This is a genomic window from Paenibacillus sp. J22R67 (assembly GCF_059692175.1).
On record NZ_JCAUAX010000017.1, the window covers coordinates 73,478 to 93,175 of the forward strand.

Genomic DNA, 19,698 nt, shown 5'->3' on the forward strand with positions numbered 1-19,698 from the left:
CGATTGGGAAGTAACCAGATAAATCCTCTTTTGATTGTTACATAGGAGAGGGGCAGCCTACATAAAAAAAAGGAATTGAGGTACGATATTATTGGACGATGATGTGAAAAGCGATTGATAGGATGGCGAGCTTATTTTGATTTTCCGATATTAATCAGATCTACTTTTGCTTTTATTTTTATATTCATGTTTGAATACTTCATAGTCCAGTTCATATTGTGCCATGTTTCATAGGATAAGCGATTGCGAACCACCTTGCCTATTCCAATAGGATCTGCTTGATAATTTTTTAATTTGGTTAACAGCTTTTCTGAATTGGTCATTAGATATTTTTCAACCTGATCTTCCAATTGTTTTTGGTGCTTTTCTTTACTTATATCCATTGTGCCTGTGTATTCAATGACGCTTCCTTTTAAATTTAACCTTATTTCTACCGACATATCGCTTGTGTTCACTTTTTTATCATTATCAGAATTAATGCTATTTAATAAAAGTTGATAATGTTCACCTGATTCTTCATTATTCATACTAATCATTAATCTGCCATTCTTGACGTCTCCGAGTAAAAAATGAAGGATCTGTGTTTCAATTAAGGATAGGCTTGTAACATAGTGATCTCCTTTAAAAATACCCAATCCTTTTAATTCAATGTTCTCACCTTCATAGGCAAAAACGGGTAGTACCGGATCAATACCATCGTCGTAATAATCCCTTAAAAAGCGATATTGATTCGTGATTAAAACGTTATTCTGTTTCCCCGCTTTTTCCAAAAATGCATAAAGAAATTCAGCATTATCTTCGACAGAAGGTAACTTTTTTTGAAGAAATTTTCCGGCATCCCCCACTGCAATTGCAAATTTAATGCGAGTTCCGATTTCTGGATCCCTTGTAAATGTCTTGACAATATTTATTAGCCCTTTTTTTGATAGTTCTTCCCCAAAGAGAATGGTACCCTGCCCTCCAACGATCTTTAGACTGGTTAAATTCTGAAGTTTAAGAAAATTGTCATGAACAGATTTACCATTAGCCGTAAGAGTCAAAGTATCAAACTTTCCTTCTTTAGTAACAGTGGGAAAAAGGACTGTTGTTGTAAGTGGGTTTTCAGCATTTTCAGACAAGTCGTAAGCACCAGCTTCAAGTACGGCTAAATCTTCAATAATATTTCTTTCTGCACAACCTGTTACAAGCAAAAAGTTTATTGCGATCAATACAATCATTTTATTTTGCATGATCTGTCTCCCTATGCATCTGGTTTTTAAGAATTTGAATAGCGAGGATGCCTAACACGAATAGAGGTAATAACCAAGCAATAGCTGTTGCACAATAACTTAATAATTTTAACCATTTCGTTACATCAAGGACGGAATTAGGAAAAAGGGCAAGTATAAAACCCATTGCGAGGATGATGAGTATCCACAAATTAGGTTTTACTTTTTTCATCATATTCCGAAAGATTTGCTGAGCCCCCCAGTAATATATGACAGTTGTTGATAAAACCTTGAAGGTAAAAACACAAAAACAAAGATTTTCGGCCCGTGAAAGGAAAGGAACCTCTGTATATTCAAACAATGTCATAACAGGGTAGAGATCATTTAATATTTGATCGAAGCTAAAAAAGCCAAAGCTCATAAAGGTGACAAGTAGATATACGGCCGTTGAGAAAAAATTACCGATATAAAGTGATTTCGTCCATTTATTATCTACCATGGGGAAAAAAAGCATGGAAACTTCAACTCCTAAAAAGGCGGTATAAACATGAAGTGTCCCCTTGAAAAAATCGGTTCCTCCTTTAAAAAGGAAGGGCGTGAAACGTGAAAACTCAAATTCTGGAATAAGATAAAAGAGTAAAAAAATCATCGGAAGGACGAAGCAAATTAAAACCACAAATGCTTTAGCAATATGGAAAATTCCACCTCTTAATAATTGGAAGCTAAGAAGAGTAAAGAAAATGACAAAAAATATGGCGGGTAATGATGGGTAAAAGATCATTTTCATTATGAAGATATAATCCCTCATAATCATGCTTGCCATCCCAATCCAAACACAAATAATAAACAAATAGATAGGTACCATGACCCATTTGGGAACTGTTGCTCCAATTATCTCGAAAATTGACTTTCCCTTACCCAGTTTATAGCTCATTGCAATCAACATAATATTTATATTAGCGATCACGAATGTAAAAATAATACTTAACCAGCCGTTTGTTCCAAAATACTCAGCAGTTACTCGAGGTAACGTATACAAGACAAGACCATTTTGAATGGAATAAATTAGTATAGACAGTTGAAGTGGATGGAGCCGTTCTTTCATAGGGTCACCATTAGTTCCTCTCATTTTCATCATCGCTTTGTCTCAAAGAATGTGCTGGTTGTCTCTTTTTTAATTTATAAAAAGGCGCTCTAATAATACTATCCATCCAATTTCCGAAAAGGGTTGGAGAAACGGGCTTGAAATAAGGTGAGGATAAATTGGTTAATCCAGTTAAGTGGATGGTTACTATTCCTAATGCAAAGAAAATGCCAATATTACCTAAAAGTCCTGCCATTACAATAAATAAGAACCGAACGATTCTAATGGAAGCACTCATTATATAACTTGGGACTATGAATGAAGCAATGGCCGATACAGAAACAACAATGATTAAGATATTACTGGTAATCCCGGCTTCAACAGCTGCTTGACCAATCACAATACCGCCTACGATACCAATTGTTTGACCAATTTTTGTAGGCAGTCTCGCACCCGCCTCCCTTAATAGTTCAATGACTACTTCTAAAAACAGAGCTTCAACGAAAGGCGGAAAAGGTACTCTACTCCTAGACTGCATAAGGCTTTGCAGCAGGGATTGTGGAATCATTTCGTAATGAAACGTACATATAGAGACATAAAAAGCTGTGAGTATTAATGTAATAAATAAAGCGAAGAATCGTAGAATCCTGACTGCTGTTCCTATAGTCCAACGCTGATTATAGTCATCTGGAGACTCGAAAAAATCAAAGAAACTGGAAGGCGTACAAAAAATGCTTGGACTATCATCGACAAGTCCAATGATCTTTCCAGCGTATAGTTTAGTCACAGCAATATCTGGCCTTTCCGTGGTATAAAATTGGGGGAATGGTGAAAGTTGATGATCATCTAACATTTGGATCAAAACATTGGAGTCAGAAATGGAGTCAACTTTAAGCGATTGAATCCTTCCTTTCAATTGATTCACAATATCTATTTTTGCAATACCCTCGATATAGATGATAAGAACTTTTGTTTTGGAAATTTCACCAACAGACAACGTAATCATTTTTAGGCGAGGACTTCTGACTCTTCTTCTAATCAAAGATACATTCGTTTTTAATGCTTCAGTAAAAGAGTCATGTGGCCCATTGATGACAGTTTCTGTTTCAGATTGTGAAATGGCACGCTCCTCGAGTCCTGGCACATTGATTAAAAATGTATACTCTCCAGCGAACATTGTTACATTACCGTCTAATATTCCTTGTATGACTTCCTCTTGATTATTTACTCGTTTAAACAGGGATTGTTGAAAAAAAATCTCGGAAGTATCGAACGAAACTTCTCTTAAGGGTGAAAGTATTTCCCACTCTAACGTGTTGGAATCTACTATTGAACTTAAATAAATGATGTGAATTTCATCCTGATGAAATGAACGATGAACAAGGTCAAAACTATCCCCAATTTGTGAAAGTATCCTTTCATAATTAGCTTCTGTCAGCGATTCTTTAGGAGCTTTTAAATGACTATTCAACTCGGGCGTAGTAGGAAGTGGGTTGGATAAATCTGTATCTGTATTCTTTTGGAAAGGTTTTTTGATTTTCGTTCGAAAGCGCCCCATTTCAATACCTTCCTTTAAAACCAATATTATCTATAATATGGATCGAAAGTTCCGATAATATGTACCGGGCAGAAGAGCGTAATAAAACAAAAGAGGCTCCCAACTTAATGGGGCCTCTTTGTGCTGTGGTTTTGCTGAAAAATCACTCGGCAATTGTTTCATTCAATCAACTCGCGTATTGCTCTAGCAAATCTCGCTATCCCTAGTTCAATGTCCTCCGGCTTCGTTCTGGCGAATGTAAAGCGCACGTAACCCGAATCAGAACCATACACACTCCCGGGTACAAATATAATTCCATTCTTAATCGATTCTTCCAACAATTTAGCGTCCGGAATATTCGGGATCAATTTGCACCAAAAATGCAATCCCCCTTCTGGCGCCGCGTATTCAATTAGACCTGAAAGTTCCTTCTCTAGGGATTCAATGAGTAAATCGCGTTTAAATTGAAGTTGGATACGCAATTTCTCCAAATGGGGACCCAAATAAGGTGACTGTAAAAATTGTCCCGCCACCTGCTGCGGAATGATGCTTAATCCAAAATCCATCTGTTGTCTAGCATCGGCTAGTCGTTCCACAATAGAACGAGGCGCTACCATCCATCCTATCCGTAAACCAGAGGCTGCGATCTTGGAGAATGAGCCAATATATAGAATTGAACCCATAGTATCCATTGATTTGAGTGGCAAAGGAGGGATGCCTTCATAAGATGTTAAGCTATATGGATCATCTTCCACAACAGGTAGTCCTAATTCACAAATGATATCAAGAAGACGTTTGCGCCTTTCATCACTTAGTACCGTACCCGTCGGGTTCTGGTAGTTCGGATTCAAGAATACCATCTTAATTCGATGTTTTTTGTATAAAGCGCGAATATCTTCTGGCTGTATGCCATGATTGTCAACCGGCAGGCGGAACAAACGAAGACCAGCTGATTGAAACATAGGCAGAGAATAGCAGTAGGAGGGATCTTCAATGGCAACTGCATCACCTGGAGAGAGAAGACATTGCGTGATTAAAAATAACGACTGTTGAGATCCCGATGTGATAAGAATGGAGGATTCCGTTGTCCGAATTCTTCGATAATTACTCAGATATTCTACTAAAGCCTCTCTTAATGGCGTCGAACCTTGAGGGTTATCGTAACCCAAATAGGACGTATAGGCGTTTCTACTCATTAATGTAGCGATTTCATCTGTGGGTGCTAAATCACCAGATAGTTCTCCGCTAGCAAAATCGATAAGCGAAGGATTCTGGACTAACGCTTCGCGAATCCTTCGCAGAAAGGGCAGGTTTGGAAGAAAGCTTCCACCTTCGGCAAACCGACTCCAGTTTGGAGTATGCTTCGGAGTGGCCCCCCATTTGGATGTACTTACCCGAGTCCCGCTACCCGTACGACTTTCAATAATCCCAAGGGACCGAAGTTCCGCGAATGCAGAAATGACGGTGCTGCGGTTCACATCAAATTGTTCAGCAAGTTTCCGCTCAGACGGCAGCAAACTGCCCGGAGGAAATTCCCCGTATGAAATTCTTTGTTCGAGATGGTCGGCAATTTGCTCATAAAGAGCTTTATTACTACTACGATCAGGTTTCCACATCTTAAAATCCCCTTGATTGTTCAATCAACCCACACAAATTTTAAATTTATAATACCACTTATCTACGAAAAATAATCGATGTTTTCGGCTTTATCATTAGCATTCTGTGAACATTACCAATCATATCCGAAGATGAAGTCTATTAATAATTGAGGTGATGTATGGTTAGTGGAGTTAGTGGATGGCTTGAAAAACTGATTGATTGGTTGGTTACATTCGCCCCCTTCAATTTTATGATAGTAATTAGTATTACGGTTGATGTCATTAACTATGGAAAGGAGATGGACCATTTGGCAGCTTTGATATCTTTTATTTTGCTTTGTAGTGCAATTGTAGCAAGTCCTTTGCTTATCGCCATTGGGGGGGCTTTTCTCATTCGTAAAGATGAGCTTGATAAGAGCATATATTGAAGATGAATACCGCCACCATTATGATGTATTCAGTAAATCTGCCAAGGCAACTAGCCATGGCTTTCTTTTTTTTCTTCTTCTTGTTGTTGTTTAATGTCAGAATCTAACGACACAAAAGTGCCCACATTATTTTTTAAGAAGCCCGTATAGATGGGCTTTTATTTTTTTTATGTAGGTACTTCCTTGTCACGTCCTCGCGACGCAAAAGTGCCTACATTGTACTCAAACGACACAAATTTAAGGACATAACAGAGTAATTTCTTCTTGTCTCTTGTCAATTCAGGCCTTTTTATGTAGGAACATTTGTGTCGTCAGAATGCATTATTAAAGATTATCGCTTTTGAGGAAAGTCGTCATCACGATCGATGATGGGCTTTTACCGCAAAGGTTATCTTCACAAGAACTCAGTTCCATTTCATATATTCTAGCATCCATATTCACTCGTAGTTCTGTTCCGTTTCAAATTCAATTTCCTTCATATAGAAGCATTTCAACTTTAGCTCTTTTACTACAGTAAGCATAGAATCCGCTACTCCGAAATTCTCCCTATTCACCATACATTCTTTCAGATTTACGAGATCCAAGCCGTTCGACAGGCTGCGTTCTGACTACGGGGTCTTGATCGTCAAACACATCCTAATGATTGCGTCTTCCTATAATTGGATAGGAGGCGAATCAATTACAAATATATTAAAGTGTTAAACGTATTGGGAATATATTCTATCTTATACTTGGAAAGGAAGATTGATGATGTCAATGTCGTTATCAGTAAAGAAAAACTTATTGATCAGTTCTGTAGTTGCCCTAACATTGCTAAGCAATAATTTTACGGCTGTGGCTGCTACTCAAGCAGAGGACAAAAATGTGTACAAAACTCTCTCGGAAGCATCAAAGTGCACAGCGCACTTAAAGGATTACGCGGAAAAGCAGAAGGTAAAAGAAGATATCGGAAATATAAAGGAAGTTATTGAGGAGAATCCAGAACTTTATTCCGGTTATTATTATAAACCTGACAAGGGAACTCTTGTTGTTCAAATTACTAAGGATTCAAAAGAACTTAAAGATAAGATTGATAGTATAGTGAGGCACAAAGATAAGATCGAATACCAGACCACTAAGTACTCAAAAAAAGATATCGATGAGGCAAAAAAACAAATTAAAAAATCACTGCCTGGTGGTACCGTGAAAGCTTTAATTCCAGATACAATTAATAATAAACTAATTGTGCTTCTGGACAAGTCTGAAAATAAAAATATGGTACTATCAGCAGTATCTGATCAAGGGTTAATTCAAATTTGGGAAAATCCAATTAAAAAAGAAAAACACGCTGATACAACTGATTATGGTACTAGTATACCATCTGGAGCAAGGATAGCGGGAAACTATCAAACTGTAGGTACTACAACAAACTGGTCAGAATGTTCAACTGGCTATTATGGAATAAATGCTTCTGATCAACCAGTTTTAGTTACAACCGGTCATTGTGTACCAGTTGGTTCATCAACGGCCTGGTTTCAGCCATTTAACACAACAGCAACAATTGGTAATTTTACATTCAGAACTACTTCTTCGAATCCTGATGGTTCAGATGCGGTAAGCGATGCTGGGTATATTGAACTTAGCAATCACAGTGGCTCTCCCACTGTCCCTTATCAGGGTACAGTTCCGATAGTTGGTGTTTATGTATCGGATACACCTGGTGACACAATCTATATGCGGGGGCGACAACGGGCTCTCTCCTATCTGGCACAATTCGCTATGCTAACGTTGACATCTGGTGGGGGATTGCAGGTTATGGCTACAATGAAAATCAAGTCATGTCACAGGGTTATAATGCTCAAGGTGGAGATAGTGGAGGGGTTGTTCTAACAGATTATGCATATGACAACAATAGGCAGTCCTATACGTTTGATTTGGCAGGTACTCACTCAGGTAGACTTACGATTGACCCAGGCGAAAGTGACATTGTAGATCCTGGTACATACCAAGTATACGAACCTATTTGGATGACATACTCTGATCTCAGTCTGAACGGTGTTCTGTTAAGGCAGTAAAAATTTAATCCAGGCGCTTCTTTATGAAGCGCCTTTTTGTGTCCAACGAATAGCAATGCAATACAAATGGTAGCGTATGTTTCTCGCGTTCTGCCGGCTCTACCACATATTTAGTTTAGTAAGCGAACAAATTTGACTCGATGAAAGGGACCCAAATCAGTATGTGAAGAGGTTGAAACATTGTTCTCTTCCTTTACGTTTATTAACTGTGGAGGTGATATGTATGAGGATGTTGGGAATTTTATTATTATCGTCCTTGCTCTGGTGTGCTTGCAGTCAGTCCTTACCTATGAAAGAGAAGATAACCGAAACAATTCCTACCTCAGCAAAGACAGAACCTTATTTTGTTAACATTGATGTCCCAAAACAAGTAAAGTCAAATGAAGGGTTCACGATTAAAGCTAGTCTGTTGAATTCAGGAGACAATCAGGTTACGATTCAACATGCTACAGGTATTTTTTACTTTTCAATTAGAGATAGTACTGGGAAGCAAATAAACTCGTTTGGAATGAAGGATATCGGTAATATAAGAGTATTAAAAACTCAAGAACCAGCCACAGAAGAGTATAAATATAAGTTGGACACCCCCGGCTTTTACGAGGTTTCAGCAATTGCAAAATTTACAATTATTGATGGAGAAAATCGAAGGGATTACGAACTTGAGACAAACAAATCAGTTATTGAAGTTGTTCATTAAAAATGAATCCAAATCAAAAACCCCATTATTTCAAGCTGAATATGTCTTGCCATTTTGCTAGGAAAGCTTAAAGGACAGCCGGGTAGAGAGCGTGTAGAGTAGGATTTGGAGTGTCACTGGCCCTGGGGACGGTTGGTATTATATTGACAGACATAAAGCTCCCCCCTATAATAACTTAAACAAACGTTTAATTAAAATGATCGTTTAAATTTAAGTAGGAGTGGTAAACTTGAAACAAGCACTAGGCGCATTTCTTAAGCAAGGCACGACGAAGGTAGGCATCATTACAGCCATTATGTTTCAGCTGTTATTTAGTTTGATTTGGATGACTGGCTATTCAGGCGTATCTGATAACACTAAGAATTTGAAGATCGCTATCGTCAATGAAGATCAAGGCATGGGGAACACAGTGGCGAGCAATTTGAAAGCGAATCTGCCTTTTCAAACCGATCAAATAGACTCAAATGACAAAGCGCAAGAAATGCTTAACAATCGCCAAGTGCAAATGGTTATACACATCTCATCCGATTTTACAAATAAGCTGCAAACACCGGGGCAAACAGCTCCGATTTCATACACAATCAATGAGTCCAATCCGTCTATGATGAAGCCCGTGATGCAGGCGGTAGCAGGCAATGTAACGGAAACGGTGAACAAGGAAGCTGTGGCTGCTGGTGCATCTGCCGCGCTTACTCAATTGACTCCGAAGCTGCCGGCTGAACAAGCGGGGAAAATTGCTCAAGGACTGGCTAACAAGGTAACCTCGGATATTCAGAGTACAAATAAAGTGAAAGATATGCCGAATCAAATGCTTCCTATGATGCTTGTGCTTGCTTCTATTGTAGGAACTATGATCATGGGTATGAACTTCAGCGTATCCACGAATCTTGTCGGCGCATCTGTAAGTAAAATGGGGAAATTAGCGGCACGCTTCATGCTGACCGTTGTTGCTGCAGTCGTTGTTGGACTCATCAGCGCGACGATGGTTGTTGCTTTGGGCGGACATGTTGAGAAAGGATTTATGGCATTATGGTCGTTTGAATCCTTATTCTTGCTCACTTTTGCGTTTGTTGCACAAATGTTTTTGACATTGTTTGGGAACGCAGGTATGCTATTTAACATCGCGATGTTATCCTTGCAATTGGTGTCTTCTGGAGCCATTGTGCCAAGGGAGCTCTTGTCGCACTTTTATCATTCTATGAGCAATGCATTCCCGGCCACCTATGCGGTTAACGGTCTGATGAATATTTTATTCGGCGGTCCTGGTGTAGGTAAAGAAATAAGCTTATTGCTCCTGATTGCAGTTATAGCATTAGCTGTTGATTTTGTGGTTGTATCTATTAAAAAAGTAAAGGCTGTACCTGCTACCAGACAACAGCTATCACAAACCGCTTAACTTTTCATTATAAGGAGGGCGCTAAAGTATGGCACACCAAGAGTCAGACATGAAGATGAAGATTGTACTCGCTGCAAAAAAGTTATTTGCAGAGCATGGTTATGATGCTACAAGCGTTCGTCAAATTTGTGAGGAAGCCGGGGCCAATGTGGCTCTGGTTTCCTATTATTTTGGTGGAAAAGAGAGTGTTTTCCATGAAATTTTTCTTCAGTTTTTCCCATCGCATAAGCTTTCCGGCCTCTTTGACATTGAAGATCCTGTAGAAGGAATTAAGGCGATTATTGCCGAAATTATTTGGATCCGGAATCAAGACCCTCAAATGATTAGTCTCATTCAAATGGAAATTATTATGGCATCCCCACGGATTGATAAGATACGATCTCTTGTTTTTCCGGCATGGGAAAGGGTGAGGTATCTGCTTGAAAAGGGAAGGAATGAGGGGCTTTTTCACTTCGGTTCTCTGGACAGTACGCTTATGTTTGTATTAGGTTCGATATTTTTCTATAAGCAAAGAGACTTTTTTGAGCCGCTTTTTTCGGACCCGCGACCCGATATGGAAGCGCTTATTCAGCAAACAACCACCTATGTGCTGAACGCATTAGGCTATCAGAGTAAAGGGGAGTAAGGACTTATGAGTAAAACCTATATTGTGTGTTTAGGTGAGCTTTTAATCGATTTCGTACCCGAAGTAAACGGACAAGCCTTGGCGGACGTAACGAGCTTCCAACGGGCGGCGGGCGGAGCACCGGCCAATGTGGCCGCGGCGGTCGCCAAACTAGGCGGCGACGCAAGGTTTATCGGCAAAATCGGCCGAGACCCCTTCGGCGATTTCCTCGTACGCACGCTTGACGAAGTCGGCGTGCAAACGGCCGTTGTCCAGACCGATGAGGCGAAGACGGGGCTGGCTTTTGTTTCGCTGCGCGCGGACGGTGAGCGCGATTTCTTGTTTTTCCGCGACCCGGCGGCGGACATGCTGCTGCGAGCAGACGAAGTCCAGTCGCAGTGGCTGGAAGACGCAGCGGTCTATCATTTCGGCTCGGTATCCCTGATCGCCGAGCCTTGCCGCACCGCGACGCTGGACGCAGCGCGCCGAGCGAAAGAACTTGGCGCATTGGTGTCGTACGACCCCAATGTGCGCCTTGCGCTGTGGCCGAGCGCGGATAGCGCCCGGGCAGAGATCCTTGCGCAGCTTCCGCTTGCGGATGTGGTCAAAGTCAGCGAGGAGGAGATCGAGTTCCTCCTCGGCGTGGACGCGACCACTGGGGCGCAGCAGCTGCTGCAGCGCGGACCTAAAGTGATTATCATCACTTTAGGCCCTGAGGGCTGCCGCGTTGTGAGCGCGCGGCAGGATGTTGTCATCCCCGGCACGCCAGCGGCAGCCGTGGATACAACAGGCGCCGGCGACAGCTTCGTCGGCGGCATGCTCTTTCAGCTGGCGTCGCTAAACGTGACGCCTGCGAACATTGTTGACGCGCTAGCTGAAGCTGGCGTCGCCGAGCGCGTTTTTGGCTTTGCCAACCGCGTGGGAGCCATCACCACAACGCGACGCGGTGCAATTCCTGCGCTTCCAACGCTTGCGGAAGTGCAATAATGGAAGTGAGTGAAACAGGAACGAGTTTCTTTCGTAATTTATGTTGAAATATGGAAGATTCTATGATATTTTTAATGAGCGAAGAACGCAGATTTCGGATGAATGTCCGAGAGCTGCGTTTTTTTTGTTTTTAAGTCGATGGAGGTGAGAGTTTGAATCGCAGGAGGAGCCTGCTTATTGCTGTGGTGGCTGCTGTTATGGCGGCTATGCTCGTGTATGGGGTATATGTGCTGCAAGTTCATCAGGTGGAGATGCAGCAGACGGTTCCGGTCGTTGTTCCAAAAGATTTTATTCGTGCAGGAGTCTTAATACGTGAGGAAATGGTGGAACTTCGCCCTGTTCAAAAGGGAAGCTACACCTCAGGTATGCTGACTAGTCTGAACGAAATTATTGGGCAGGAAACGCTGATACCGCTGGGCACGAAGGAGCCAATTTTAAAATGGAAGGTAAACCGCTATCATATGCTTCCGAATGAGCGGCAGGCAACTTTCCAAATGCCTAAAGAATATTTGCTGTCGGTATCTAACGGTATTCGAGCGGGAGACCGTGTTCGTGTGTATGTCTCGGGTACGGATGACGGCAGTTCACGCAGGCTTTTTGAAGAAAAAGAAATTACGGTTGCTTCTGTAAAATCTTCGGCGAATGTGGAAGTGGACAATCCCAAAAATCCAAATCTATTATCCAAGGTGGAAGGTGATAAGGAGAAAATGTATGCTTCCCGCTTGGAAGCTAACGGGGCCATTGACCAAATCAATTTGAATTTAACAGAAAATGAGTGGTTGGAGATTGATCGTTTATGCAACTCGAAGAAAGCAAAGCTTGTTATTGCTTTCAGTTCCTCTTCGATTTTGACTGGAGATTGAGAGATAAGGAGGATGAGTGATGAATATCGGATTACTTTCAACAGATCAAAGATTAATAGACGAAATTATTCATGTCGTTTATAGAAAACCATTGAAGTGGATGATTTCATCATCGGCGATAGATATGATAAGCCATTTAGCGGAGTTAACTTTTTCACATGTGATTATATCGGATCGGGAACTTGATTTTGGCGGTTTGGAGGAGTTCCTTGAAGGGTTGCAGCAAATGAAGCCAGACTTGAAAATCATTGTTTTGCTCTCCAACTATCATGACGTAACGATCAACGAGAAGTATGTGAAAATGTGCAAGCTCATGAGGTTGGACTACATTCAGCCAGGGCGCAGTACCGCAGTCATTGCTGATGATATTCGGGCTTGGGTAGATGGGTTTGGAGGAGAGTTAAGATATCAACAGCCTGTAGGCAAGTTAATTACATTTATTGGTTCCACTCCAAATATCGGGACGACCTTGGCCTCTTTTGGTGTGGCTTATTCGCTGGCAGCGGAGACGTCGCAGAAGGTGGGGTATGTGTGCTTGAATCTAAAAAGCTCTAAGCTCCACCGCTATTTAGGGAGAGACGAAAATGGGTTTACGCTGGATGGCTTACGCGCGGAGCTAAAAGCTCAAAGTTTGACGCCGGAGAGGCTGCTGCTCGTTTGTGATAAACCGAAAGAAGCCCACGGTCTGTATGTCCTCTATGGGAATATGCTGCGCGAGCAGGCGGAGTTCTTTTCGCCATCGGAAATCATACATTTGCTGCGTGTTGCCCGGAAGGCCTTCGATATTTGTGTTATAGAAGTTAATGCTTATTGGGACAATGCGGCGACTGTTTGCGGGTTATTGGAAGCTGACAGCAAAGTTGTCGTTACGACAGCAGATATTGCTCATTTTCAAGAAGATTTTTCGCGGTGGATTAGACAGGTTGGTTCGGTTTTTGGTTTGCAGCCGGATGGTTTTGAGTTAATGGCCGTTCAGACAGAACGTCAATCGAAGCATAATGAATTTACGATTAAAGATATTCGCAAGGAAACGCAACTGCATTTGATAGGACAGATTGCTAAGCATGGGGACGCACTTTCTCGCTGTAATCAAGGCAAGCTTCTCGACATGCTGAACCCAAGTCATCCGATGTATGAGGAGGTTAGGGCCGTTGCGGCCAAATTAGCCGACTTGTATAAGCTGCCCAGAAAGGAGACGATTCGGCAAATTACATGGCTGCAGAAGCTGATGACAGGGAGAAAAACGGCAAGTTAATGACACGGAGGCGGGGTGAAAGGAGTGAATGAGGAAAGGTTTTCAATTATTACTTATATGCACGAACGAAAATTGAAGGAAAAGGTCGTAGATGCAGGAACATACGCCGGGAGCAGCTGCAGCATAGAGAAAATGGTTAAATTAGAGACAGGAACTAGAGATAGCTGCAGCGATTTGGGAGAGGAAGCTGATGGACAGTCCGCACAGGAAGATGTGATTTTTGATCAGTGGGTACAGGACATTCGCAGTGAGCTTGTGACATTGAAAGGTAGGACTGAGGCGGAGAAACAACTGTATAATGAGACGCTGAATCGCGCCATTCTTGGTTATGAGGAGGATCGTGGGAAGCTGCTTGCCGTTATTCATGACCTCGTTTCAAAAAGAAGGCTCACCAGTATGCCTCCCCGGACCAGCGGATATACGACTTTGTCAGAGGCGATTTTTGCCGAAATTATCGGAATGAATGTACTGGAGCTAGTATTGAAGCATAAGGAGGGACTTGAAGAGATCCAGGTTGTGGGCAGGCAGATTTTTGAGGTGCGTGGCGGGAGTGCGATCCCATCCTCTTATGTGCTTCCTTCTGTACGTGAATTAGAAAGAATTCAACAAAATTTGGTGCTTTTTAACAATGATACGCTGAATCCTAGAAAGCGCTGGGCCGAGGTCATGCTGCGGGATGGATCGCGAGTGACGATGACCGGCTTCGGATTTACGGCTGAGCCGACTTTGACGATTCGTTTTTATACCGTAAAGAGGTTTGATTTGGCGACTCTGGCTTCTGCGGAGCTTGCCACAATGAATCATCGAATGGAGCAATTGATTCGGTGTTTGATCCGTTCTTATTTTAACATAGTCGTTATTGGCCCTACGAACTCGGGTAAAACCAACCTTATTAAAGCAATCATTGCTGAAATGGATCATAACGAAAGGATTATTACGATCGAATCGCGATTTGAATTAAAGTTGAAGCGTGATTTTCCGTACAAAAATATCGTCGAATACGAAATTGATGAGGAAGATCCGAGACATTCCGGCTTACAGGCTTTTAAGCTGGCATTACGTCAATCACCGAAACGGATTTGTCACGCCGAAATTCGAGACGAGGATGCGAACCTTTACGTCAGGGCTTGTACGAGAGGTCATGAAGGCAGTATTACTTCTGTACACGTAAGTGAACTTGAGGATGTTCCTGATGCGATTACGGACATGTGCATGCTTGACGGTAGGGGAATGGACCCTATGCGTTTGATCAAGCGGATAACGACATTTGTGACACAAATCGGGATGGAGATGGCCGTTGTCCACGGGAAAAGGAAGATTGTGCGGATCGTCGAATATCGCTACGAAAATGCGGAGGTTTGCGTGACGGAGCTCGCAGCTTATGACAAGTCGACAGACGAATGGAAATTTCCCGGGAAATTGTCGCAACCTGCATCGCGGAAAATCAGTAAGGCTGACCATGAGGGGTATGGTTTGTTGATGAAGCTCGGTTTTATTGAGAAAGAAGGCGAGTAATGGCATGATTTTCGCTACCTATGCCTTTCTGGTGTTGTTGTTTATCGTCGTATTCTTGGCTGTACGATCCGTTTTACACATAGTGATCCGACAGCGCAAAGCCAGATTTAGGCTGCATTATGTCAAAATGTCTTCATTCGGCAATCGTTTCAGCGCATATTTGGGCAATAGAAGTCGATTGATTAAGCATGTAAAGGAGATGATGGAATCCGTCGAATTAGGCATGAGCTTGCAAACGATGCTGGTGGTGACTTTTGTCTTATTTTTAGTTGGTGTTTTGGCGGGAATCTTGTATTTTCGATCGATAAAAGGGGTTTTGATCTCGACTTGTATTTGTATGTCGCTGCCTTATGTGCTGCTTCGACTTAAACTGGTCAGTGTCAGGCTGCAAACCCGGTTGGAGTTTCTCCCGGCTGTAGAAGTATTTTATCAGTACTATATGGTAGATCCTCATAAAAATATGAAAATGGCGCTGAAATATTGTTTGGAGGAAAACCGTATTTTGTATCCGATTAAGCCTGTATTTGAACAGCTATATCGTAATTTGATGACACAAAGAGATAAGGAGGAGAGTCTGCGCATTTTTTCACTCACATTGGGTCATGCATGGGCTGAGTATTTCATTGGTATTATGCGTGTCGCATTGACGGAAGGGAGTTTTGTTGGCGATAGCTTCAAAGAGCTAATCATCGACATGCGAAAAGCGCAGCGATCCGATCAAATGGAGCGAAATCGGCTGTTGGAGATTCGGATTGCCAATTTTACGCCGATTTTGTTTCTTGCCTTATTTTTGTTCATTAATTTCAAAGTAAACGCTGACAATGCCTATTTATACTATATTTTGGACCCTGGCGGACGAAATATGATTTTGGACGCGCTTTTGCTCATATTCGTCTCTTTTATCATGGGAATTTATCTTTCAATGCGAAGAATGTGAGGTGCTATTGAAATGATTCAGATTGCATCCAATGTGCTTCTATTTGTGTTTATCATGACGGCAGTTTATCACGGTATTATGCTTGTGCCTGTTCGGGCGAATAGGTGGAGGACGTCTCAAGTTATGGGCGTGCTTCGGCAGAAACAGCTTCCTGACTGGTTGTTCAAAAGTTTAGGGTTAAAGGCAAAGATTATAGAAGAGAAGCGTCAACTGCTGCTGGGCTGTGGCATTCGGATGAATGCAGGACTCTATGAAGGCAGTAGAAGAATGTTGTTAGGGGCAACTTTTCTAATAGGGGCTTTAGGATATGCTGGCTTACAGCATCCAATACTCACTTTATTTATTGAACCTATCTATGTCTTAACCGGGGCCATCTGCATGTTGCTATTTTTGTTCTTCGATAAAAAAGTACTGGCTCAGTTGAAGGAAAAGAGGGCAAATCGCATCGTGCGGGAAATTTACGTCATTAGTCATCATCTGCTTTATTACAATGACTCACATATGAGTTTGCATGCAAAGCTATCTTTATGCGCTCCTCAAACCCGTTCAATTCGGACGCAATTCGGGCTGTTGCTCAATGAATGGTATCAAGGGTCGGAAGCGGCGATTGCCCAGTTCAAAATAAGGTTGGGGACGGACGAAGCGCATAGTTTCGGGGAGACATTGAATGTGCTCCGATTGAATGAGCACGCCAGTTATTATGAATTGCTCAAGCAAAGGATTCAGGACTACAAAGAGAAGATGGAATTAGTCCGGGAGAGTAAAAAAGAGGCGGTTTCCTATGTGCTGTTTGTACTGGCCGGACTGCCGATCTTGAATACGTTCCGGGTATTTATGTATCCATGGGTCGCTGAAGGTCAACGATTATTTCATGCAATTAACTAAAGGAGCGGGGTGCGTTATGAGAAATATTTTAGTTACCGTTATGATGCTGATTGTGGTTGCTTTCCTTTTTACATCGATTGTTAATGATGGTTCGACAGGATTAAGGCGCAATATTTCAACGCATGGCACACAGGCGAATACGGACATTACGGCATTGAGGCCTTAATATAGGAGGCAGGCTGTGAGGTCGATTTTGGTGACAGTAATGTTAATTATGGTTGTGATTGTTATTTATAACAATGTCGTTGGAGGAAGTACAGGAACGCGTAAACAGGTGAGCAACGGCGGTGCCAGAATTAATGGAACGATAGAACGGATTGATCCATGAAGCAGCTATTGGTGTTCGTTTTACTTGTGACTATGCTTTGTTGGTTCATGTTCGCTCCCGTGTATAAGCATGTTGTTATCGTTCGGCAAGCTGTTATGCAAAAAGAGGTTGATTATTTGCTGGAAATTGGCGCTAATGGCAGGCACGGTTACATAGATAGCATGATGATTCAAGAGTCCAGGGCTCGTATGGAGGAAAGGGGATTTATGCCAGGGGATCTCATCTACACGGTCGAAACCACAACAGGGACGGGGGGAACGAATGCGAGTGCTCCTGTTTGGCGGGGAGCGGGGCTGCGTTTGAAGCTAACTTACCCATATCATCGACTTTTTGTTATTGATCAATTGGTAGGGATAACTGTCCCTGCAGAAACTGACCGTATGGGGGCCAGCGGCATGAAGATGAGTGAGTATGTGCCTTGAAGGTTGAGGGGATGTTGTGTATAAGCTGCTTTTGATGGCGCTGATGAGTGTTGTGTTTATGTCGATGTATGCGCTGCAAACGGATGAAGAGCTTGCTATGCACACGCTTTTTCATGGGAAGCATGCGCTTAACCGTGCGGTGCTTGCGGCTGCTCAGCAAAGTGATCAAGCGAAACTGGCTGAGGGCATCCATGCCATAGATGAGAGCAGGGCAAAGACTGTGGCACTGCAATACTTACAGGCAAATCTAAGACTCGATGTGGCTAATCATCCGCTGCCGGATACTTTTTTACAAGACGAGGTGGTGGTGGAACTATTTAAGATCGTTAACGAAGGAGAGGCGTTTCCTTACACCTATACGAACTCCGCCTATGGTTACTCGGTAACGCTGGATCGACCTGGGGTAATTATGTTCATTCGTTTGGCGTTCCCGAGAACGTATACGGTTTTGCAGCCGATTACCTGGAGGATTAAGTGTTCGGCAGAAATGGTATTTTGAATGTATAATAGCAGATGAGGTGTACATTCTTGGTGTTGTGAGGAGAGGTACGAATGACGATTTTCCAGCAAAGGCAGCAGTGGCTTCAGGGTGAGATGATCAAACGAGGATGGTCCGGCTTCCTGGTCACCCATCATGTGGATATATATTATTACTGCGGCTCGATGCAGACGGGGTATTTGTTCATCCCGGCGGAGGGCGAGGCGTTGTACCTCGTTCGCCGCAGTTTGGTCCGCGCGGAGGAGGAAGCGTCAGCGGACGTGGAAGCGCTGGGATCTTGGAAGACGCTGGCTGAGCGTCTTCGCGCGCGCTGCGCGAGCGGATCCGCGGCGGATGCGCCGCTGCGGATTGCGACTGAGCTGGACGTGTTACCCGTCCAGCTGTATGTGAAGCTCCAGGCGGCGCTGCCCGGCGCGGCCTGGGAGGATGGCTCGCTGCTCGTGCGCGAGCAGCGAATGATCAAATCGCCGGACGAAGTCGCGGCGATTCGGGGGGCGGCGCGCGTTGTCGACGCGGCGCTGGAAGCGGTCATCCCCCACATTCGTGAGGGGATGGCGGAGTTTGAGCTGATGGCGCTCATCGAGCATCAGCTCCGGCTGCGCGGGCACCAAGGGCTGATGCGCATGCGCGCGTACAATTCCGAGTTAATCACCGGAATGGTCGCGACAGGCGCGGCGGCAGCGGTGCCCACCTATTTTGACGGGCCGGCCGGGGGCACGGGGCTACACCCGTCCAGCCCGCAAAGCTCAGGCCGCGCGCTGCTTGTGCGCGGCGAACCGATCCTCGTCGACATTGGCTGCATGGTCGACGGGTATTTGATCGATCAGACGCGTACGCTCGTGATCGGCGATTTGGACCCTGAGCTGCAGCAGGCTTACGACGTGGCGGAGCAGGTGCTCCGCGCCACGGAGGCTAAGCTGCAGCCGGGCATGATTGCCGAGCATCTGTATCTGCTCGCGCTGGATCAAGTGCAGGAATCGGGGCTGAGCGCCCACTTCATGGGGTACGGCGCTGACCAAGTGAAGTTCCTTGGTCATGGCATCGGGCTCGAGATCGACGAACTTCCGGTTCTCGCCAAAGGTTTCAAATACCCGCTGACGCCTGGCATGGTCATCGCGATCGAGCCGAAGTTCACTTTCCCCGGACGCGGAGTGGTCGGTGTTGAGGACACGTATCTGATCACGGACAGTGGCTGGGAGAAGTTGACGATTTCGAGGGAAGGTATTATCCGAGTCTAGGTTTTTAAAGTAACCATATAGCACGAAGAGGCTGTCCCGAAAGTAGAATTTTCTACCTTTGAGACAGCCTCTTGTTTTTGTCGATCTATCACATAATCCGTATGATTCAAGTGCGTGAGGGAACTACAGTGCGTTATTTGAGCGATATCGGCTAATTTCAGGT

The 19,698-nt window shown here is 43.4% G+C and carries 21 protein-coding genes; 17 read left to right on the top strand and 4 right to left on the bottom strand.

Annotated elements, in window-relative coordinates:
* Window positions 1-131: 131 nt before the first annotated feature.
* The 4 genes from AC58VC_RS35160 to pdxR all read right to left on the bottom strand — a co-directional run bounded on the left by AC58VC_RS35160 (window position 132) and on the right by pdxR (window position 5,445).
* On the bottom strand, window positions 132-1,229 hold the full coding sequence (locus AC58VC_RS35160; RefSeq protein ID WP_497376162.1) for a Ger(x)C family spore germination protein: 1,098 nt from the start codon (window positions 1,227-1,229) through the stop codon (window positions 132-134).
* Entirely contained in the window at window positions 1,219-2,346 is a 1,128-nt protein-coding gene (locus AC58VC_RS35165) for a GerAB/ArcD/ProY family transporter (RefSeq protein ID WP_497376164.1), read from the bottom strand. Before AC58VC_RS35165 ends, AC58VC_RS35160 begins: the two co-directional genes overlap by 11 nt.
* Window positions 2,324-3,850: a spore germination protein gene (locus tag AC58VC_RS35170; protein WP_497376166.1), complete on the bottom strand. Its 1,527-nt coding sequence runs from the start codon at window positions 3,848-3,850 to the stop codon at window positions 2,324-2,326. Before AC58VC_RS35170 ends, AC58VC_RS35165 begins: the two co-directional genes overlap by 23 nt.
* Before the next feature lie 158 nt (window positions 3,851-4,008).
* Window positions 4,009-5,445: a MocR-like pyridoxine biosynthesis transcription factor PdxR gene (gene pdxR, locus AC58VC_RS35175; RefSeq protein WP_497376168.1), complete on the bottom strand. Its 1,437-nt coding sequence runs from the start codon at window positions 5,443-5,445 to the stop codon at window positions 4,009-4,011.
* A gap of 161 nt (window positions 5,446-5,606) precedes the next feature.
* On the opposite strand from pdxR, the gene AC58VC_RS35180 reads away from it, so the two are divergent.
* The 17 genes from AC58VC_RS35180 (at window position 5,607) to AC58VC_RS35260 (ending at window position 19,535) form a co-directional block, all read left to right on the top strand.
* The gene (locus tag AC58VC_RS35180) at window positions 5,607-5,855 is read left to right on the top strand and encodes a hypothetical protein (RefSeq protein ID WP_497376170.1); all 249 of its coding nucleotides are present in this window, start codon (window positions 5,607-5,609) and stop codon (window positions 5,853-5,855) included.
* 750 nt (window positions 5,856-6,605) lie between these two features.
* Entirely contained in the window at window positions 6,606-7,724 is a 1,119-nt protein-coding gene (locus tag AC58VC_RS35185) for a chymotrypsin family serine protease (RefSeq protein ID WP_497376172.1), read from the top strand.
* A complete protein-coding gene (locus AC58VC_RS35190; RefSeq protein ID WP_497376174.1) occupies window positions 7,673-7,909 on the top strand; it encodes a hypothetical protein in 237 nt (78 codons plus the stop codon). Before AC58VC_RS35185 ends, AC58VC_RS35190 begins: the two co-directional genes overlap by 52 nt.
* A 223-nt stretch (window positions 7,910-8,132) precedes the next feature.
* A complete protein-coding gene (locus tag AC58VC_RS35195) occupies window positions 8,133-8,606 on the top strand; it encodes a hypothetical protein (RefSeq protein ID WP_497376176.1) in 474 nt (157 codons plus the stop codon).
* Window positions 8,607-8,835: 229 nt separating this feature from the next.
* The gene (locus AC58VC_RS35200; protein ID WP_497376178.1) at window positions 8,836-10,002 is read left to right on the top strand and encodes a YhgE/Pip domain-containing protein; all 1,167 of its coding nucleotides are present in this window, start codon (window positions 8,836-8,838) and stop codon (window positions 10,000-10,002) included.
* 28 nt (window positions 10,003-10,030) lie between these two features.
* Window positions 10,031-10,627 (top strand): TetR family transcriptional regulator, encoded by a 597-nt coding sequence (locus AC58VC_RS35205; protein ID WP_497376180.1) that lies wholly within the window; start codon window positions 10,031-10,033, stop codon window positions 10,625-10,627.
* A gap of 6 nt (window positions 10,628-10,633) precedes the next feature.
* Window positions 10,634-11,593 (top strand): PfkB family carbohydrate kinase, encoded by a 960-nt coding sequence (locus tag AC58VC_RS35210; protein ID WP_497376182.1) that lies wholly within the window; start codon window positions 10,634-10,636, stop codon window positions 11,591-11,593.
* A 152-nt stretch (window positions 11,594-11,745) separates the two neighbouring features.
* On the top strand, window positions 11,746-12,456 hold the full coding sequence (locus AC58VC_RS35215; RefSeq protein ID WP_497376185.1) for a CpaB family protein: 711 nt from the start codon (window positions 11,746-11,748) through the stop codon (window positions 12,454-12,456).
* Window positions 12,457-12,475: 19 nt separating this feature from the next.
* Window positions 12,476-13,711: a CpaE/TadZ family protein gene (locus AC58VC_RS35220; RefSeq protein ID WP_497376186.1), complete on the top strand. Its 1,236-nt coding sequence runs from the start codon at window positions 12,476-12,478 to the stop codon at window positions 13,709-13,711.
* 57 nt (window positions 13,712-13,768) lie between these two features.
* On the top strand, window positions 13,769-15,226 hold the full coding sequence (locus AC58VC_RS35225; protein WP_497376187.1) for an ATPase, T2SS/T4P/T4SS family: 1,458 nt from the start codon (window positions 13,769-13,771) through the stop codon (window positions 15,224-15,226).
* A 4-nt stretch (window positions 15,227-15,230) separates the two neighbouring features.
* Entirely contained in the window at window positions 15,231-16,163 is a 933-nt protein-coding gene (locus tag AC58VC_RS35230) for a hypothetical protein (RefSeq protein ID WP_497376188.1), read from the top strand.
* Between the two features lie 12 nt (window positions 16,164-16,175).
* Window positions 16,176-17,048 carry a hypothetical protein gene (locus AC58VC_RS35235; protein WP_497376189.1) on the top strand — a complete coding sequence of 291 codons (873 nt, stop codon included), beginning with the start codon at window positions 16,176-16,178 and terminating at the stop codon, window positions 17,046-17,048.
* A 16-nt stretch (window positions 17,049-17,064) separates the two neighbouring features.
* Window positions 17,065-17,214 (top strand): hypothetical protein, encoded by a 150-nt coding sequence (locus AC58VC_RS35240; RefSeq protein WP_164819826.1) that lies wholly within the window; start codon window positions 17,065-17,067, stop codon window positions 17,212-17,214.
* 15 nt (window positions 17,215-17,229) lie between these two features.
* Window positions 17,230-17,376 (top strand): hypothetical protein, encoded by a 147-nt coding sequence (locus AC58VC_RS35245; RefSeq protein ID WP_497376190.1) that lies wholly within the window; start codon window positions 17,230-17,232, stop codon window positions 17,374-17,376.
* The gene (locus AC58VC_RS35250; protein ID WP_497376191.1) at window positions 17,373-17,798 is read left to right on the top strand and encodes a hypothetical protein; all 426 of its coding nucleotides are present in this window, start codon (window positions 17,373-17,375) and stop codon (window positions 17,796-17,798) included. The genes AC58VC_RS35245 and AC58VC_RS35250 overlap by 4 nt, the downstream gene beginning before the upstream one ends.
* Before the next feature lie 16 nt (window positions 17,799-17,814).
* The gene (locus AC58VC_RS35255; RefSeq protein WP_497376192.1) at window positions 17,815-18,297 is read left to right on the top strand and encodes a hypothetical protein; all 483 of its coding nucleotides are present in this window, start codon (window positions 17,815-17,817) and stop codon (window positions 18,295-18,297) included.
* Window positions 18,298-18,350: 53 nt separating this feature from the next.
* A complete protein-coding gene (locus tag AC58VC_RS35260) occupies window positions 18,351-19,535 on the top strand; it encodes a M24 family metallopeptidase (RefSeq protein WP_497376193.1) in 1,185 nt (394 codons plus the stop codon).
* Window positions 19,536-19,698 lie beyond the last annotated feature (163 nt).

Excerpts from the sequence above, each read along its gene's own strand:
- AC58VC_RS35160 (WP_497376162.1), bottom strand. The coding sequence starts at position 1,229 with ATGCAAAATAAAATGATTGTATTGATCGCAATAAACTTTTTGCTTGTA.
- AC58VC_RS35165 (WP_497376164.1), bottom strand. The coding sequence starts at position 2,346 with ATGATGAAAATGAGAGGAACTAATGGTGACCCTATGAAAGAACGGCTC.
- AC58VC_RS35170 (WP_497376166.1), bottom strand. The coding sequence starts at position 3,850 with ATGGGGCGCTTTCGAACGAAAATCAAAAAACCTTTCCAAAAGAATACA.
- pdxR (WP_497376168.1), bottom strand. The coding sequence starts at position 5,445 with ATGTGGAAACCTGATCGTAGTAGTAATAAAGCTCTTTATGAGCAAATT.
- AC58VC_RS35180 (WP_497376170.1), top strand. The coding sequence starts at position 5,607 with ATGGTTAGTGGAGTTAGTGGATGGCTTGAAAAACTGATTGATTGGTTG.
- AC58VC_RS35185 (WP_497376172.1), top strand. The coding sequence starts at position 6,606 with ATGTCAATGTCGTTATCAGTAAAGAAAAACTTATTGATCAGTTCTGTA.
- AC58VC_RS35190 (WP_497376174.1), top strand. The coding sequence starts at position 7,673 with ATGTCACAGGGTTATAATGCTCAAGGTGGAGATAGTGGAGGGGTTGTT.
- AC58VC_RS35195 (WP_497376176.1), top strand. The coding sequence starts at position 8,133 with ATGAGGATGTTGGGAATTTTATTATTATCGTCCTTGCTCTGGTGTGCT.
- AC58VC_RS35205 (WP_497376180.1), top strand. The coding sequence starts at position 10,031 with ATGGCACACCAAGAGTCAGACATGAAGATGAAGATTGTACTCGCTGCA.
- AC58VC_RS35210 (WP_497376182.1), top strand. The coding sequence starts at position 10,634 with ATGAGTAAAACCTATATTGTGTGTTTAGGTGAGCTTTTAATCGATTTC.
- AC58VC_RS35220 (WP_497376186.1), top strand. The coding sequence starts at position 12,476 with ATGAATATCGGATTACTTTCAACAGATCAAAGATTAATAGACGAAATT.
- AC58VC_RS35225 (WP_497376187.1), top strand. The coding sequence starts at position 13,769 with ATGCACGAACGAAAATTGAAGGAAAAGGTCGTAGATGCAGGAACATAC.
- AC58VC_RS35230 (WP_497376188.1), top strand. The coding sequence starts at position 15,231 with ATGATTTTCGCTACCTATGCCTTTCTGGTGTTGTTGTTTATCGTCGTA.
- AC58VC_RS35235 (WP_497376189.1), top strand. The coding sequence starts at position 16,176 with ATGATTCAGATTGCATCCAATGTGCTTCTATTTGTGTTTATCATGACG.
- AC58VC_RS35240 (WP_164819826.1), top strand. The coding sequence starts at position 17,065 with ATGAGAAATATTTTAGTTACCGTTATGATGCTGATTGTGGTTGCTTTC.
- AC58VC_RS35250 (WP_497376191.1), top strand. The coding sequence starts at position 17,373 with ATGAAGCAGCTATTGGTGTTCGTTTTACTTGTGACTATGCTTTGTTGG.
- AC58VC_RS35260 (WP_497376193.1), top strand. The coding sequence starts at position 18,351 with ATGACGATTTTCCAGCAAAGGCAGCAGTGGCTTCAGGGTGAGATGATC.